The following is a 15,479-nucleotide window of genomic DNA, read 5'->3' as shown; positions in this document are numbered from 1 at the left end:
CAACGAAATCGGAATCATTTTCCAAGATCCCATGACATCGCTAAACCCCTACCTGACCGTGGGGGAGCAGCTGATTGAGCCACTCTTATACCATCGAAACCTGAACCGTCAGCAGGCCCTGAAACGCGCTGTAACAATGCTCGACGAAGTGGGTATTGCCGACCCGGAAACCCGCATTCACAGCTACCCCCACGAATTCTCGGGTGGGATGCGCCAACGGGTAATGATCGCAATGGCGCTGATTGCCGAGCCCAAACTGCTGATCTGTGATGAGCCGACTACCGCACTCGATGTAACCATACAGGCCCAGATTCTCTCCCTGATCAAGGCACTGCAGAAGCGCCGCAATATCGCGGTGATTTTTATCAGCCACGACCTCGCGGTCGTTGCCGGCCTGGCGGATCGGGTGGCCGTAATGAGGGAGGGCAAAATCGTTGAGACGGGACCGGTCAACGATATTTTCCGGAACCCTCGTTCAGACTATACCCGAACACTGCTGGCATCTATTCCAGCAGGCAGTAAACCGAATCCAGTTCAACCCGGCAATCAACCCTTGCTGGTGGTCGACCATTTAACCACCTGTTTCGCAGACAACAGCGGGGGCTGGCTAAGCCGTCGGAAGCCGGATGCCAAAGCCGTAGATGATGTCTCATTGACCATTCAGCGCGGTGAAATTCTCGGGCTGGTTGGCGAATCCGGTTCCGGCAAATCGACACTGGGCCGTTCGATACTGCAGGTGGTGCCGGTCAGCAGAGGCACTGTGATATTTGATGGCACGGATATAGTAGGCCTTAGGCAGAAACGAATGACCCCACTGCGCCGGCGGATGCAGATGATCTTTCAGGACCCCTATGCATCCCTCAACCCTCGCATGACCGTCTTTGACTGCCTCGCAGAACCGCTGCTCTACCATGGCCTCGCAACCCGAAAAACGGTGACAGCACAGGTGTTGGCACTGATGGACGACGTGGGGCTAGCAAGGGCCGCGATTCGCAAATACCCCCACGAGTTTTCAGGGGGGCAACGGCAACGCATCGCGATTGGCCGGGCCATTGCCACCAAACCGGAACTGATTATCGCCGATGAACCGGTTTCGGCGCTGGACGTGACGATTCAGGCGCAAATACTGAAATTGATTCTGGCACTGGTAGAAAAGCACAACCTGACCATGCTGTTTATTTCGCATGACCTTGCGGTGGTGCGGTACATCGCCGACCGTATCGCTGTCATGCATCGCGGCCGGCTGGTGGAAATTGCGCAAACCGAGTCGCTGTTTGACAATCCCCGCCACGACTACAGCCGCAAACTGTTGTCTGCCATACCCTCAGCGGACAAAGGAGTCAGTCCGACAAATAGTACTCTATTGTCGACACCACCCGGACTTTCATAATGTGGGGATTGTTGGTATCCCTTGGCGTGATACTGAACTGCCCCTGCGACGCGCGCTTGATCTTGCCCAGCCTGCTCTGTGAATCCTCGGCAAATTTTTCCGCTACCTGACGTGCCTCACGGGTTGCCTCTTCAATCATCTCCGGCTTCACCTCGTTTAACCGGGTAAACAGAAACTCAGGCTGGCTTTGATAGCTGCCGCCGGTAAAAGCGATACCCTGCTTTCCCAGTTCGGGAAGGGATGCCAGCATTGCACGGACCTGATCCACCCGGGAAGAATAAATGGTTACGGTCTGCAAGGCCGTGAATCGAAATTCAGCCCGGGCACCGCTGTCATACTCCCGAGCCGATTTATCGGTAATGACCGGCAGGGAAACGCTGACTTCGCTAGCGTCCAGCCCGCGATTTAACAACAACTCGCGAATCTTCCCGGTACTGTGCTCAATCGAGGTGTAGAGTTGCTCAAGATTATTGCTTGCTTCGGCAAATACTATCGGCCAGATAACCACGTCAGCCGGATACTCGCGCTCCGAGAGTCCCTTGACGTTGACACTGCGTTCGTATTCCTTGAACTGGATAAGCGCATTACCAAGCAGGTAACCCAGTGAGGCCAACCCTGCGATCATCGCCACGCCCAGAATCAAGGCACTGAATCTGGTCCCACCCGTCATGCTAGTCATACGCTATCTCACTGGTTATCAATCGCCATTGAAGTGTCATTATTCCTTATCGGCCGCCACGGTATCTGCCAACAGCGCTCGCTGGTGTCTGGGTCGGTAGATATTCACCAGGTTACCCACAAGCATCAAACCTGCTCCCAATAACAGGACCATATCAAAAGTCTCGCGATAAAACAGAATGCCCACCAACCCGATTAACGGCAAACGCAGAAAATCCAGCGTCACGACAATACCCGCATCCGATGTCTTCATGGCTGTGGTCATGCAGAAGTGAGCCGTCAGCGCCGTTACTCCAACAATAAAAAGCCACAACCATAGTTCGGGGTCCCGGGGCAGGCTCCAGTTGGGCAGTGCAAGAGCCAGGCTGACCGGCATCTGAACCAGGCACATATAGAATAACACCGTCAGCGGATGTTCGCTGCGAGACAACGATTTGGTGGCCACATAGGCAAATGAGAAGCTGAGTGCCGAGGCCAGCACGATCAACGAGGCCAGCTCAAGCATTTCAATGCCCGGCTTAAGAATAACCACCACACCGGCAACTCCCAACGCCACTGCCAGCATACGTCTCGGCGTCAGCTGTTCGCGCAGAAACACCGCCGCAATAATCGCCACCCAGAAAGGGACCGTGAATTCTAGCGCGAACACCTGGGCCAGCGGCAACAGACCAATACCCAGAAACCAGCCATACTGGCCACCAAAGTGAAACAGGTTTCTTACAATGTGGAGCTTTGGCCGCTGTGTGATGAAGTGTTTTCTGCCACCAACCCGGTAAATGATCGCAGCAATAATCAGCAGACCAATAACACTGCGGATAAACAGTGTCTGAAAGGTATCGACTGCACCGGACAATTCACGCGCTCCCACGGCCATCAGGGACAGTGACAGCAACGCACCCGTCATCCATAGAACAACTGCCATCAGCTCACCTGACCCGCTGTATCCAGATTAATCCACCACCCATGGAACAGGCTGTTTTCGTCAACACACATGATCCGCTGAGCATCATCTTTCAGGGTCAATTTCCGGATTGAGTTCGGCTTCAACCGGTTCATCGGGAAACATTTCCAATACCGAGGGCGTTGTGCGCACCATTGCGACAAACTGTCCGGCATTTTCAAGTATCTCCTCTTCAACATCACGGAGTTTGGTAACGGTATAGAACGCCAATACCATTTGCATCAGCGCAAAAAATACGGGTAGCGCATGGGGACCAATGGATTCCATGAGCTGCCCGGCCAACGCCGGACCAAAGGCAGCACCAATGCCGTGGATCAACAACAGGGTACTGCCACCGGGCAAGATATCGTGGGGTTCCAGATGATCCACCAGATGGGCGACTGCTACCGGATAAATGAAAAAAGCCATCCCACCATAAAGCACGGAAGCGACCAGAAACAGCCCCATCGTGCTAGAGAAGAAGGACATCAGCAGTGCCGCACTGGCGGCCAGCGCACTGGCAAAAGCCAGCACTTTACGGCGGTCATGGCGGTCGGAATAACGGCCCAGCGGGTATTGAAAAATGGCACCACCGATAATTACGCAACTGATAAAGGTGGCAATACCGCTATTATCAAGCCCAACGTGACCGGCATAGAGCGCACCCATACCCCAGAACGCACCCATGGAAAGACCGGAGAAGATCGCGGCCACTAAAGCAACCGGGGCCAGCCCCCACAATCTGTTCAGCTTCATGCGAGGGGCATCAGACAACTCTGGCTGCACCATCCGTGTCCAAGTAATTGCCGGCACACTCAGACAGATCAGAATGGCAGACAGGGCAAAGAGCGTGAACGTGGTTGGCGTGTCCAAACGGAGCAGTTGTTGTGCCAATGCCAGCGCAACCAGTGTCACCATCATATAAATGGCAAAGACCCTGCCCCTCTGTGCGGTGGGCGTCTGACCGTTCAACCAGCTTTCAATCACGGTATAGAGAATAACCAGAGAAGCTCCGGTCATGACTCTCAGGAGTAGCCAGACGTAAGGATCCACAAGTAGCACATGCAATAGGGAAAAACAGGCGGTAAATGCTGCACAAAAGGCAAACGTGCGAATATGACCAATGCGATTGATCAAAGGCAGCGCCAGATAGGTGCCGACAAAAAAACCAAAAAAATAACCGGACATGATGAAGCCCAGTGTGCTATCAGAATAGCCTTCGATCGTGCCGCGCAAGGCAAGCAAAGTATTGAGCAGACCACTGCCAACCAGCAATAGTGCAATACTGGCCAACAATGCGCAGATCGGAAAAATCAACCTCAGCATGGCAAGTCCGTTGTTTCTGAAATAAGCTCGGCAAGGTTATGGGTAGATCATGAATGATGCAAATACATACCGAGAAATCCATTAGACGTTGGCACTCTCATAATACCCGACCTGGTTGACACCGTATGTTTAAAGGAAGATTTGATGAAAGATTGGCTTATCAGCGCTGAGGAACTTCATCAGAACCCTGGCGACCAGGTGATCATTTTTGATTGCCGATTTTCGCTGACAGATCCCGGCGAAGGGCTGAGCACCTATCAACAGGGACATATTCCCGGTGCTTTTCACCTGGGCATGGAAAAGGATTTATCAGGACCAAAGAGGCTTCACGGTGGCCGACACCCACTACCCGACACGAAGGTGTTCACGAATCGCATGCGCGCATCTGGTGTGGCCAGGAATTCGCTGGTGATTGCCTATGATGACAACCGGATGGCAGGTGCCGCACGCCTGTGGTGGCTTTTACGCTATTTTGGACATCCAGATGTGCGTATTCTCGATGGTGGCATCAAGGCGTGGCTTGCAGCCGGTTTTCCCATGAATAAGAAATACCCGGCAACCACCATCGGTGACTTCCTCGCCGTCGAAAATACCGCCATGACAGTGACTTACCCCGACATCAAGCAATTGAGCAGGGATAACACTTCAGTACTGATCGATGCCAGAGAATCCCCGCGCTATCGCGGGGAAGTAGAACCCATCGATCCGATCGCCGGCCATATACCCGGTGCAATCAATGTCCCCTGGCAACAGTTGGTCGATGCGGAGGGAAAAATGCTGCCGATCGAATGCCAGCGGCTTGTCTGGCAGGAATGGGCATTGTCACCATCGCCAGTGGTCTATTGTGGCTCGGGGGTAACTGCCTGTGTCGACCTGTTGTCACTGGCGTTGATCGGAGTCGAATCTGCAAAACTCTATCCGGGCAGCTGGAGTGACTGGTGCAGCTACCCCGATTCAATCATTGAAACGTCAACCCAGCCATGATCATTGCATCAATTCTGTTTATTGCAGGGCTCGCGGCGTGGTTTATCAGCACCATCGCCGCTGGTGGCGCAGCCATGTTCATGATTCCCCTGGTGGCACTGCTGCTTGGCCCGCAAACGGTGGCACCGGCAATCAGTCTGGGCGCCTTTCTGGCGAACCCCTCCCGTGCCTGGCTGTTCAGGGATAGCGTCGATTGGCAGGTCTGTCGCTGGATGATTCCCGGCAGCCTGTGTGGGGCGGTACTCGGTGCCTGGACCTTTAGTCAGATACCGATTTTCTGGATACAGATAGCGTTGGCGTTATTTTTGATCTCGACGGTATTCCAGTACCGTTTTGGCAAGTCCCGGCGCTCTTTCACCATGCAACGCCAATGGTTCTTTCCCCTTGGCCTCGGTGTCGCCTTTCTGTCCGCGCTGGTGGGCGGGACCGGGCCAGTACAAAATCCCTTTTTATTGAACTATGGCCTGGAGAAAGAGCAACTCATTGCCACAAAAGCGATCAATTCGCTGGTCCTGCAACTGACTAAACTGCTCGCCTACACCGGCTTCGGCGCCATGACCCTGGAAATTGCCGGTTATGGCCTGGTAATTGGTTTGGGTGGTGCAGTGGGTGTATGGTGTGCCCGGCACCACCTGAAAAAGGTCGATGAGCATCGTTTTCGGATCTATACCCTCACCCTCATGCCGATCTGCGGTGTGGCGATGCTATTTGATGCCTTTTTCTAACCGGGCAAACCTCTGGCGGGCAGGAGAAATACTGCCCGCACCACGCCCCATCATCTATGCTCTATGGAAATTATCATTACCCAAATTCAGGAAAACGAGGATTACAGATGAAAAATCAGGATCAGATTATCGCGTTACTCAACAAAATTATGGAATTTGAGCTCGCAGGCGTGGTTCGTTACAACCACTACGCACTGATGGTTTATGGCTACAATCGCATTCCCATCGTGAGATGGCTGAGGGAAGAAGCCGATAACAGCCTTGTCCACGCTCAGGCAGCGGGGGAAATGGTCACCGCGCTGGGTGGTCACCCGTCACTGGCCATCGGACCACTGCTTGAAACCCATCGTCATGACATAGGCGACATTCTTCGGGAGTCAATGGAACAGGAAGCCTTGGCGAAAGCGCTCTATTACGAACTACTGGCGTTGGTCAAAGACAATTCCGTCATGCTCGAAGAGTATGCCCGGCAAAAAATAGCCGAAGAAGAAATGCACGCGGCCGAAGTTGACAAGATGCTGCGCAAGCCGGGTGATATCAAATCGTTCAGTAACTGAGTTCCTCTGCGATCATTCCGGCTGATTGAGCCGGAATGAAACGCCCGTGCCCTTGAGACTGCAATATCCCCCCGGGTTTTTGATCAGGTATTGCTGATGATAGTCCTCCGCATAATAGAACGGGCAGGACAAACTGATTTCTGTGGTGATCGGGGGAAAATCACGCTGTTCCAATTCGCGCTGAAATGCTTCACGTGATTTTTCTGCCAACTGGTATTGTTCTTCATCGAAGCAGTAGATGGCTGAACGGTACTGGGTTCCCCTGTCATTGCCCTGACGCATCCCCTGAGTAGGATCATGGCATGTCCAGAACAGCTCAAGCAGTGTTGTCAGCGGAATTACCTTCGGATCAAAAACCACCAGAACCACTTCGGCGTGGCCGGTTAGTCCCGAGCAGACCTCTTCATAGATAGGATTTTCGGTGTAACCACCGGCATAGCCCACCGCCGTGCTATACACACCCGGCTGGGTCCAGAAAAGGCGCTCTACCCCCCAGAAACAACCCATCCCGAAGATGATCTGTTGCATACCACTCGGAAAAGGTGCCTTGAGTGGATGACCAGTCACCAGGTGGCGGTCCGCAATAGTCAGTGGCTCAGCGCGGCCTGGCAATGCCTGGTCGGGGCTGACCATCTGTACTTCATGAGAATAACCAGACATATTTCGACTCCTGGCTTGCACTTGCCTCAATGAATTTACTGACCTAATCTGTGACGATCAAAATCAGGAGTAAATAACCCGTGATAGAACTCTACACTGCTGCCACACCCAATGGCCACAAAGTCAGTATCGCGCTTGAAGAACTGGGGCTGCCCTATGACATGCATGTGCTCAATCTGAGTGAAAATGAACAAAAGCAGCCCTGGTATCTTGCACTGAACCCGAATGGCAGAATCCCCACCATTGTAGACCGAGCCAATGATAATTTTGTCGTTTTTGAGTCGGGAGCCATATTGATCTACCTGGCAGAGAAAACCGGACAGCTGCTATCGAACGAGTCAAACGAGCGGTCTCGTGCTCTGCAGTGGCTGATGTTTCAGATGGGGGGTATCGGTCCGATGATGGGCCAGGCCAACGTCTGGTACCGTTACTGGAACGAAACCTATCAACCGGCAATCGACCGCTATCAGAACGAAGTAAAGCGACTCTTTGGGGTTTTGGACAGCCACTTAAAGGGCAGAGAATTTCTCACTAATGAGTTAAGCATCGCCGATATCGCAAACTGGGCCTGGGTGAGAATTTACGATTGGTCTGGTATCGACATCAGGCCCTATCCACACTTGCAGCGATGGGTTGAGCGACTGGACGAACGGCCCGCTTTTCAACGGGGAATCAACCAGCCTGCCGCAGAATACGAACAAAAAGACAAGGCGACGTCTTTCGTTCAGAGCGCCCGTAACATGCTGACCAAATGAATTTTATCCTGAACGATTGATGCGCAGGTAACGAATTGCCCTGGCGAGGGTACGCACGCTCGGTGTCTCGCCAGCGTAGCGCATATTTTCGTACATTCGGATCACATCAATCAGTTCACGGGCGACTTCTGGCTTCAGTTCGGCAACACGCTGTGCATAATCTCCCGGTCCTTCGCCAATTCGCCTGGGAAAACCGGCTTTTTCGAGCTTCCGGCACAAGCGGATGAATTCCCGGTCCAACGGGTCACAGGACCCCCCGTAACGGCGCGGTAACAGCATCCACAAACCCAGCAAAATCAATAAACCACCGCCAACGCCTGCCATTGCGAGCGCGATTCGCCAGGGCGTATTGTCGCCGAGCAGCTTTTGCAGGAACGAGGCCTGAACCTGGTCGTAGCCCAAAACCCAAAGGGCCCAGTTGTAATTGAGCGACTCGATCTGCAACCGAAGCTGATTCAACCAGCCGATATGACGAAAGTGTACCAGTGAAACCGGTGAATCCGCTAAAAAATCCGCCTCACCTCCCAACACTAACTGCAAATCCTGCTCGATGCGCTGAGGTGCGACAACGGCCGTCGGGTCAACCCTGACCCAGCCGCTGTCCTCCAGCCAGATTTCCGCCCAGGCATGGGCATCGTACTGGCGCACAACCAGATAATTATCAGGATGTCGCTCGCCACCTTGAGGCCAGACACGTTTGCAAAGCTATGGAGGATTGCGATTACAAAAATCGCTGTGAGCAGACAGGCAACACCAAATACCAGATTATTTTCATAGTTGGTGGCCACCAGCCAACAAAGTACGACCAACAACAGAAAAGAAAACCCGGTGTTAGAGGGAAAGATAAACAGGCTGCGGATATTCAATGACACCTGCGGCGCTGGTGGCAATCGGCGTGTCAACCAACGTGAGTAAAGCTGCTGGGAAAATTGCCTGAATTGACCCGTCATGACGGCCCTTGTTGTCCTCTCAGGACGACACGAAAATAGATCCGCATCGTGCTGGCATCGGAATCGTTCAAGCCTTGCCTATAAAATGTCCACTGCGTTCAGTACCAGGCTGGCAAGCACATCGCCACCGTGACTGGCGTTCTCACCTGCACCGCGCAACCGATGACCTGCAACGGCCGGGAATACCGCCTGAATATCCTCGGGGATTACATATTGCCGGCCGTGGATCAAAGCCCAGGCACGAGCACATTGCAGCGCCGCCAGTGCGCCACGCGGTGACAGACCATAATGAAAAACGGGGTCATCGCGAGTGAATTGCACCAATCGTTGCAGGTAGTCCACCAGATTTTCGGCGACTTTGACATCCGCCACATGTTGCTGGATCTGTAACAATTGTTTTGCAGGCAATAATGCTTCGATCTCTGCCAGCCGGGTTCGAGGATTCACACCAGATAACAACTCCCGCTCGGATCTTGGATCCGGGTAACCCAATTCAATGCGCATCAAAAAACGGTCGAGCTGGGACTCCGGCAATGGGTAAGTCCCCGATTGTGTCAATGGATTTTGGGTGGCTATCACAAAAAACGGGTGAGGCAGCGAGCGGGGTTCACCCTCAATCGTGACCTGCCCCTCTGCCATCGCTTCCAGCAGTGCGCTCTGGGTTTTCGGTGTCGTGCGGTTTATTTCATCAGCGAGCAACAATTGACTGAACACCGGACCAGAGTGGAACTCAAACTGCCCCCGAGTTCGGTCATAAACAGAAATACCCAATATATCGGCAGTCAGAAGATCACTGGTAAACTGAATACGGTTGTAAGAGAGCCCAAGAACGGCAGCAAGTCCCTGAGCCAGGGTAGTTTTCCCCATGCCGGGCATGGTCTTCAATCAATAGATGGCCACCGGCGAACAGACAGGTGATCGCCAGCCGGACTTGCTCATCCTTGCCTATCAATACCCTGCCGATAGAAGTAACCAGCTTGTCTACAACCTGGCGCATATTGTTCACGTCCATTTCCAGTGGGGCCATGACGGTCGAATCAGATGGCGGTCAATCCATGCAGCAGGTCATTCTTGATATCTTCAATGTCCTCAAGACCAACGGCAACACGGATCAGATTTTCAGTAATACCTGATGCCACTTTCTGCTGTTCGTTCAAACGACCGTGTGTGGTAGTTGCCGGATGAACTATGGTCGTCTTCGCATCACCCAGGTTCGCTGTCAATGAGAGTATTCGGGTGCTGTCGATAACCTTCCAGGCCTGTTCCCGCCCCCCTCTTACCCGAAACGAGAGGACGCCGCCAAAACCGCGCTGTTGCTGGGCAGCTAGTTGATGGCCGGGGTGATCGGGCAGACCAGCATAGAAAACCTGCTCAACAGCCGGTTGTTGCTGCAACCATTCCGCAAGCGCCTGTGCGTTGACAGAGTGTGCATCCATTCTCAATCTCAGCGTCTCAAGTCCTTTGAGAAATACCCAGGCATTGAAGGGACTCATGGTGGGGCCGGCACTGCGAATAAAAGACAACACTTCATTGACCAGCTCACTGCGGCCACAAACCACCCCACCCAGGCAGCGCCCCTGACCATCGAGATATTTGGTAGCCGAGTGAATCACCAGATCGGCGCCAAGTCTGAGTGGTTTCTGCAGGGCTGGGGTACATAGACAGTTGTCGACAACAAAGAGCAGGTCGTGTGCACGGGACAATTTTGCCAGCGCACCGATATTCGCTATCTCACAGAGTGGATTCGAAGGTGTTTCCAGAAACAACAGTTTTGTCTCGGGTCGGATTGACTGCTCCCAAAGGGCGAGATCGGTAACCGGCACAAACGTGGTTTCCACACCCAGCTTTCTCAGGTATTTATCGAGGAGTACCGTGGTTGTACCGAACACATCGCGGGAACAGACCAGATGGTCACCGCTTTTCAAAAAAGCCATACAGGTGCTGAGGATGGCCGCCATGCCGGATGAGGTTGCCACAGCCTGCTCAGCCTCCTCCAAAGCCGCAATGCGCTCTTCAAAATTGCGCACAGTCGGGTTGGTATAACGGGAATAGACATTACCCGGTTGGTCACCGGAGAAACGCGCCGCTGCCTCAGCGGCACTGGCAAAAACATAGCTCGATGTCAGAAATAGCGCTTCACTATGCTCACCCTCGGCTGAACGCTGCTGACCGGCACGGACAGCCAGTGTATCCAGACCGGCTTCTGCAAGCGGATTATCAATATCGTCTGCTTTCATTATCTGGTTTCCATTTCCGGATTATGCAGGCCAATGACCTCGCCATTTCCCGAGGAGGGGGATTTATCGTTTTTGGAGTTATTTTTCGCTTTATCATTGCGCTCGGAGTCCAGCCTGTCCAGATAAGGCTGATGGACATCACCCGTGACATAAATACCGTCAAAGACCGCACAATCAAAAGATTGGATCCGGGAATTACCCTCTTTGGCACTGGCGATCAGGTCACCCAGCGACTGGTAGATTAGCCAATCGGCACCTATCAAATCGGCAACTTCCTGTTCGCTTTTGTCGTGGGCAATCAGCTCTCGTGCAGATGGCATATCGATACCATAAACATTGGGATAGCGAACCGGCGGCGCAGCAGAGGCCATATAGACCTTGTTGGCACCGGCATCGCGAGCCATTTGAATAATCTCTCTGGAGGTGGTGCCCCGCACAATCGAGTCATCCACCAGCAACACATTTTTTTCCTTGAATTCCAGCCGTACCGGGTTCAGCTTCTGCCGCACTGATTTCTTTCGTTCCTTCTGACCGGGCATGATAAACGTCCGTCCAATATAACGGTTCTTCATGAAACCTTCACGGAATTTAATCTGCAAATGCTCGGCGATGGCCTGGGCGGCCACCCGACTGGTATCGGGAACAGGTATAACAACATCAATATTGTGATCCGGATACTGCCTGGCAATCTTCTCTGCCAGGTGCTCACCCATACGCAGACGACACTTGTAAACGGAAATTTGATCAATGATGGAGTCGGGACGGGCAAAATAGACATGTTCGAAAATACAGGGCATCAGTTGCGGGTTGTCAGCACACTGCTGCAAATGAAGCACACCGTGCTCATCCACGTATAGCGCTTCGCCCGGCTCCAGATCACGGACCAGCTGAAAACCGAGCACATCCAGAGCAACACTCTCCGATGCCACGATGTATTCAACACCCCGCTCCGTTTCGCGCTTGCCGAACACGATGGGACGGATCCCGAGAGGGTCCCGAAATGCCACCATACCGTAATTGGCAATCATCCCCACCACCGCGTAAGCCCCGCGACAACGACGATGCACGCGTCTCACAGCTTCGAAAATATCGGCAGGTAACGGTTGTAACTTACCCTGTAAGTGCAATTCATGGGCAAAGACGTTAAGCAATGCTTCTGAGTCCGAATCCGTATTGATATGTCGGAGGTCGGACTTGAAAAGGTGCTCCATCAGCTCATCGGTATTGGTCAGATTACCGTTGTGAGCCATGCAAATCCCATAGGGAGAGTTCACATAAAACGGCTGGGCAAGAGCAGCACCAGAACTGCCAGCTGTCGGGTAGCGCACATGGCCAATACCCATGTTGCCCTCCAGTTCAGCCATATGGCGGGTATGGAACACATCCCGAACCAGACCCACCCCTTTCCTCTGGTTGAGGCGGCCACCTACACAGGTCATGATACCAGCGGCATCCTGCCCCCGATGTTGCAGCATCGTCAAGGCATCATAGAGCTGTAATTTGACATCGCTTTTACCGACTATTCCGACAACACCACACATTGGCTAAACAACCTCGTTTTTCAAGACTTACTGACTGCACCGTGACATGTGTTCAACTAGAAAAGGTTTTTCAGGAATTTCAGTACCGCTGCGCCAGATTCCCTGGCGATATCCTCAAACTGCATGAAAAAACCAATCAAGCGGGATTCCTGCCACCAGGTATCCTCTGCCACCGGCAGTATTTCTGTCAGCACAATCAGTACCACCATAATAATAATCAGGCCGCGAGTTATGCCAAACAACACGCCCAATAACCGGTCAGTACCGGTAAGACCTGTGGCCTCTACCAACTTACCCAATAAATAACTGCAGATTCCGCCAATGATCAAAATTGCAATGAACAATACCGCCCAGGCTGTCAGCATGCGCAGAGAGGGGGTTGAAATAACGTCAACCAACCAGAGTGCGAGGTCATCATGAAAAATGGATGCGAGAGTGGCAGCTGTGAGCCAGATTACCAGCGAAAGCGCTTCTTTTATGAAACCTCGCACTGCGCTAATCAGCGCCGAAAATCCTAAAACAGCAATAATTACCCAGTCTGCCCAGTTCATGCTTTCATCATTTTATATAATGCCGGAGAGTGTATCAGAGGGATGTTCAACGGTCAGGGATCAAAGCGCAACATCAGTGCATCGATACCATATTTCTTATCGATAGCTGTCTTCTCTTCCAGCAGTTTGCTTTTCAATACCTTCGGACCAACAAATACCCTGCTCAGTTCTGAGTCATTGCCAGGCTGCTGGCGGACATAGGCGGTATAACCCTCCGCCAAAAGCTGTTCAAGCAATGACTGTGCTTTTTTGGCATCACGAAAACTGCCCACCTGCAAAACCCAGGCTTCGGCAACACCCTCAGCAGTCAGCCCTGGTGATTCGGATCCTGAAGAGCTGGTCTCGTCCTCTACGTCTGTATCAGTCCCTTCGGGTATTTCGGGCAGAAAGATGCTTTCATCGTCTGCTGCAGCATCAATATTCTCTGCTCTAACCGGTTCGGCCACCACAACAGGGGAGATATCCGGTGAGTCAGGAATTTGGGAGCGGGTATCTATCTCGGAGACATCGGAAAAATCAAAAAGCAAAGCGAATAAAATCAGCGCCAGAGCCAGCAATACAAAGCCACCAACGATGCGCTGTTTCAAGTTTTCACTCAGCATGTTTTTTTCCTTTTGGCAGATTTTTCCACCAGTCAAGTACGGGGCCAACAGTAAAAAAAGAGCCGAATACGACCACCTGATCGCCGGGAACCGCATCAAGCAGCGCCGACTCAAGACCCTTTACAGGAGAGGAACAGAGTCTTGTTTTGACAGCTGATGGCTCGCTGGCATTGTACAACATAGATGACAACCTGCCTGCACTTGCAGCTCTGGGCTGACCGGGAATATCACAAAAATACCAGCTTTTCACCAAAGACTTCAGAGGTTCGAGGATACCCTGAATGTCCTTATCCGCCATAGTACCGACAACCGCCATCAAGCGACCTGAAGTACTGCTGAGCCGTTCCGCCAATAACGCCGCTGCCTGGGGGTTATGAGCGACATCCAGAACCACCGGCACACCATTGACAACCAATTTTTGAAACCGGCCCGGAACAGCAACATGACCGATTGCATCGGTATTGAGTGCAGAAGGCAAGAGCCCTGTGACAAGAGATGCAGCCTGAAGAGCACAGGCAAGACTGGCAAGCGGCAATGTAGTCCCGGGCAACGGTGCAAACTGACTAATGGAAAAATCCCTGCCATTAATCATCAATTTTGCCCCGATTTTCTGGGCGGTGCCGATCAGGCCTGCAACAGGATTAGGATCACCACAAACTAATGGTCTTCCTGCACGTGCAATGGCTGTCTTTTCAGCAGCTATCTGGTTGAGATCATCGCCGAGCCAGTCCTGATGATCCAGTGCGATGCCTGTGACAATCGCGATATCGGCATCGAGGATATTGACTGCATCCAGCCGTCCACCAAGACCCACCTCTAAAATCGCCACATCAAGTGCTGCCCTGGCCATCAGTAACAAAGCAGCCAAAGTACCAAACTCAAAGTACGTCAGACTGGTCCGACCTCTGGCCTGCTCAATTTGGTCAAAGGCATCACAAATATCCTCGTCACTGGCGCAGTGACCGTCAATCACTATCCGTTCACGGTAGTCAATCAGGTGAGGTGATGTGTAGCAAGCAACCCGGTAGCCCGCAGAAGTCAGGAGCGCTTCAAGTGCAGCGACGCAGGAGCCTTTGCCATTGGTCCCGGCAATGGTGAGGATGGTTTTTGCGGGAGAACGTCTTTCCGCAACATCCACCAATCCCAGCTTCCTGGCCACCAGGCGAATACGCCCCAGGCCAAGCTCAATTTCTCTGGGATGCCTGTTTTGTAACAGGGTCAGCCATTCACTCAGTGAATGCTGGGGCATCGAGATGATCAGGTTCCGGGCAATGGGTAAACTTGGATATAAGGGATGCCAGCGTATCCCGAAGCTCAGGGCGAGGAATGATTAAATCGATTGCTCCGTGCTCCAGCAGAAATTCTGCCCGCTGAAACCCCTTCGGCAAGCGCTGGCGGATGGTTTGTTCAATGATATTGGGCCCGGCAAAACCTGCTCTTGCCGCAGGCTCGGCAGCGTTGATATCGCCCAACAGGGCAAGACTGGCAGAAACACCGCCATAAACAGGGTCTGTCATTACCGAGATATAGGGCGTGCCCTGACTTTTAAGCCTTTCGATAATTGCGCTGGTTTTGGCCATCTG

At 52.7% G+C, this 15,479-nt stretch carries 15 protein-coding genes and 2 pseudogenes; 5 read left to right on the top strand and 12 right to left on the bottom strand.

Annotated features, from left to right (window positions below):
* On the top strand, positions 1 to 1,390 hold a 1,390-nt coding region (locus ACTF5G_RS08365), incomplete at its 5' end, for a dipeptide ABC transporter ATP-binding protein (RefSeq protein WP_438952362.1).
* Here ACTF5G_RS08365 and ACTF5G_RS08360 read toward each other — a convergent pair.
* The 3 genes from ACTF5G_RS08360 to ACTF5G_RS08350 form a co-directional block, all read right to left on the bottom strand.
* Positions 1,341 to 2,069 (bottom strand): SIMPL domain-containing protein, encoded by a 729-nt coding sequence (locus ACTF5G_RS08360; protein ID WP_438952361.1) that lies wholly within the window; start codon positions 2,067 to 2,069, stop codon positions 1,341 to 1,343. The genes ACTF5G_RS08365 and ACTF5G_RS08360 overlap by 50 nt on opposite strands.
* A gap of 39 nt (positions 2,070 to 2,108) precedes the next feature.
* Entirely contained in the window at positions 2,109 to 2,990 is an 882-nt protein-coding gene (locus tag ACTF5G_RS08355; protein WP_438952360.1) for a DMT family transporter, read from the bottom strand.
* Between the two features lie 84 nt (positions 2,991 to 3,074).
* Positions 3,075 to 4,334, bottom strand: coding sequence for an MFS transporter (locus ACTF5G_RS08350; RefSeq protein ID WP_438952359.1), 1,260 nt, complete (start codon positions 4,332 to 4,334; stop codon positions 3,075 to 3,077).
* Between the two features lie 144 nt (positions 4,335 to 4,478).
* Here ACTF5G_RS08350 and ACTF5G_RS08345 point away from each other — a divergent pair, with 144 nt between their 5' ends.
* The 3 genes from ACTF5G_RS08345 (at position 4,479) to ACTF5G_RS08335 (ending at position 6,600) form a co-directional block, all read left to right on the top strand.
* Positions 4,479 to 5,318: a sulfurtransferase gene (locus ACTF5G_RS08345; RefSeq protein WP_438952358.1), complete on the top strand. Its 840-nt coding sequence runs from the start codon at positions 4,479 to 4,481 to the stop codon at positions 5,316 to 5,318.
* The gene (locus ACTF5G_RS08340) at positions 5,315 to 6,043 is read left to right on the top strand and encodes a sulfite exporter TauE/SafE family protein (protein WP_438952357.1); all 729 of its coding nucleotides are present in this window, start codon (positions 5,315 to 5,317) and stop codon (positions 6,041 to 6,043) included. Before ACTF5G_RS08345 ends, ACTF5G_RS08340 begins: the two co-directional genes overlap by 4 nt.
* 107 nt (positions 6,044 to 6,150) lie before the next feature.
* Positions 6,151 to 6,600 carry a ferritin-like domain-containing protein gene (locus ACTF5G_RS08335; protein ID WP_438952356.1) on the top strand — a complete coding sequence of 150 codons (450 nt, stop codon included), beginning with the start codon at positions 6,151 to 6,153 and terminating at the stop codon, positions 6,598 to 6,600.
* A gap of 12 nt (positions 6,601 to 6,612) precedes the next feature.
* Here ACTF5G_RS08335 and msrA read toward each other — a convergent pair whose 3' ends face one another.
* On the bottom strand, positions 6,613 to 7,260 hold the full coding sequence (gene msrA / locus ACTF5G_RS08330) for a peptide-methionine (S)-S-oxide reductase MsrA (RefSeq protein WP_438952355.1): 648 nt from the start codon (positions 7,258 to 7,260) through the stop codon (positions 6,613 to 6,615).
* An 80-nt stretch (positions 7,261 to 7,340) separates the two neighbouring features.
* On the opposite strand from msrA, the gene ACTF5G_RS08325 reads away from it, so the two are divergent.
* Positions 7,341 to 8,015, top strand: coding sequence for a glutathione S-transferase family protein (locus ACTF5G_RS08325; RefSeq protein ID WP_438952354.1), 675 nt, complete (start codon positions 7,341 to 7,343; stop codon positions 8,013 to 8,015).
* A gap of 3 nt (positions 8,016 to 8,018) precedes the next feature.
* Here the strand turns inward: ACTF5G_RS08325 and ACTF5G_RS08320 are convergent, their stop codons facing one another.
* From ACTF5G_RS08320 to ACTF5G_RS08285, 8 genes and pseudogenes are all read right to left on the bottom strand, one after another.
* On the bottom strand, positions 8,019 to 8,669 hold the full coding sequence (locus ACTF5G_RS08320) for a DUF4129 domain-containing protein (protein ID WP_438952363.1): 651 nt from the start codon (positions 8,667 to 8,669) through the stop codon (positions 8,019 to 8,021).
* A 374-nt stretch (positions 8,670 to 9,043) separates the two neighbouring features.
* Positions 9,044 to 9,962, bottom strand: a pseudogene (locus tag ACTF5G_RS08315) (AAA family ATPase).
* A gap of 40 nt (positions 9,963 to 10,002) precedes the next feature.
* A complete protein-coding gene (locus ACTF5G_RS08310) occupies positions 10,003 to 11,202 on the bottom strand; it encodes an O-succinylhomoserine sulfhydrylase (protein ID WP_438952353.1) in 1,200 nt (399 codons plus the stop codon).
* On the bottom strand, positions 11,202 to 12,743 hold the full coding sequence (gene purF, locus ACTF5G_RS08305; RefSeq protein WP_438952352.1) for an amidophosphoribosyltransferase: 1,542 nt from the start codon (positions 12,741 to 12,743) through the stop codon (positions 11,202 to 11,204). The genes ACTF5G_RS08310 and purF overlap by 1 nt, the downstream gene beginning before the upstream one ends.
* Positions 12,744 to 12,799: 56 nt before the next feature.
* The gene (locus ACTF5G_RS08300) at positions 12,800 to 13,294 is read right to left on the bottom strand and encodes a CvpA family protein (protein WP_438952351.1); all 495 of its coding nucleotides are present in this window, start codon (positions 13,292 to 13,294) and stop codon (positions 12,800 to 12,802) included.
* A gap of 53 nt (positions 13,295 to 13,347) precedes the next feature.
* Positions 13,348 to 13,896 (bottom strand): SPOR domain-containing protein, encoded by a 549-nt coding sequence (locus ACTF5G_RS08295; protein WP_438952350.1) that lies wholly within the window; start codon positions 13,894 to 13,896, stop codon positions 13,348 to 13,350.
* Positions 13,886 to 15,145, bottom strand: a complete 1,260-nt coding sequence (locus tag ACTF5G_RS08290; RefSeq protein WP_438952349.1) for a bifunctional folylpolyglutamate synthase/dihydrofolate synthase — start codon at positions 15,143 to 15,145, stop codon at positions 13,886 to 13,888. The genes ACTF5G_RS08295 and ACTF5G_RS08290 overlap by 11 nt, the downstream gene beginning before the upstream one ends.
* Positions 15,123 to 15,479, bottom strand: a pseudogene (locus ACTF5G_RS08285) (acetyl-CoA carboxylase, carboxyltransferase subunit beta); the annotation flags it as partial. The gene ACTF5G_RS08290 and the pseudogene ACTF5G_RS08285, both read right to left, overlap by 23 nt.

The sequence above is a fragment of the Porticoccus sp. genome, assembly GCF_965660005.1.
GTDB lineage: Bacteria > Pseudomonadota > Gammaproteobacteria > Pseudomonadales > Porticoccaceae > Porticoccus.
The sequence above is the reverse complement of the archived record's forward strand: the minus strand, read 5'-3'. Positions and strand labels throughout refer to the sequence as shown.

Excerpts from the sequence above, each read along its gene's own strand:
- ACTF5G_RS08355 (WP_438952360.1), bottom strand. The coding sequence starts at position 2,990 with ATGGCAGTTGTTCTATGGATGACGGGTGCGTTGCTGTCACTGTCCCTG.
- ACTF5G_RS08360 (WP_438952361.1), bottom strand. The coding sequence starts at position 2,069 with ATGACTAGCATGACGGGTGGGACCAGATTCAGTGCCTTGATTCTGGGC.
- ACTF5G_RS08310 (WP_438952353.1), bottom strand. The coding sequence starts at position 11,202 with ATGAAAGCAGACGATATTGATAATCCGCTTGCAGAAGCCGGTCTGGAT.
- ACTF5G_RS08300 (WP_438952351.1), bottom strand. The coding sequence starts at position 13,294 with ATGAACTGGGCAGACTGGGTAATTATTGCTGTTTTAGGATTTTCGGCG.
- ACTF5G_RS08290 (WP_438952349.1), bottom strand. The coding sequence starts at position 15,145 with ATGCCCCAGCATTCACTGAGTGAATGGCTGACCCTGTTACAAAACAGG.
- ACTF5G_RS08350 (WP_438952359.1), bottom strand. The coding sequence starts at position 4,334 with ATGCTGAGGTTGATTTTTCCGATCTGCGCATTGTTGGCCAGTATTGCA.
- ACTF5G_RS08295 (WP_438952350.1), bottom strand. The coding sequence starts at position 13,896 with ATGCTGAGTGAAAACTTGAAACAGCGCATCGTTGGTGGCTTTGTATTG.
- msrA (WP_438952355.1), bottom strand. The coding sequence starts at position 7,260 with ATGTCTGGTTATTCTCATGAAGTACAGATGGTCAGCCCCGACCAGGCA.
- ACTF5G_RS08345 (WP_438952358.1), top strand. The coding sequence starts at position 4,479 with ATGAAAGATTGGCTTATCAGCGCTGAGGAACTTCATCAGAACCCTGGC.
- purF (WP_438952352.1), bottom strand. The coding sequence starts at position 12,743 with ATGTGTGGTGTTGTCGGAATAGTCGGTAAAAGCGATGTCAAATTACAG.
- ACTF5G_RS08340 (WP_438952357.1), top strand. The coding sequence starts at position 5,315 with ATGATCATTGCATCAATTCTGTTTATTGCAGGGCTCGCGGCGTGGTTT.
- ACTF5G_RS08335 (WP_438952356.1), top strand. The coding sequence starts at position 6,151 with ATGAAAAATCAGGATCAGATTATCGCGTTACTCAACAAAATTATGGAA.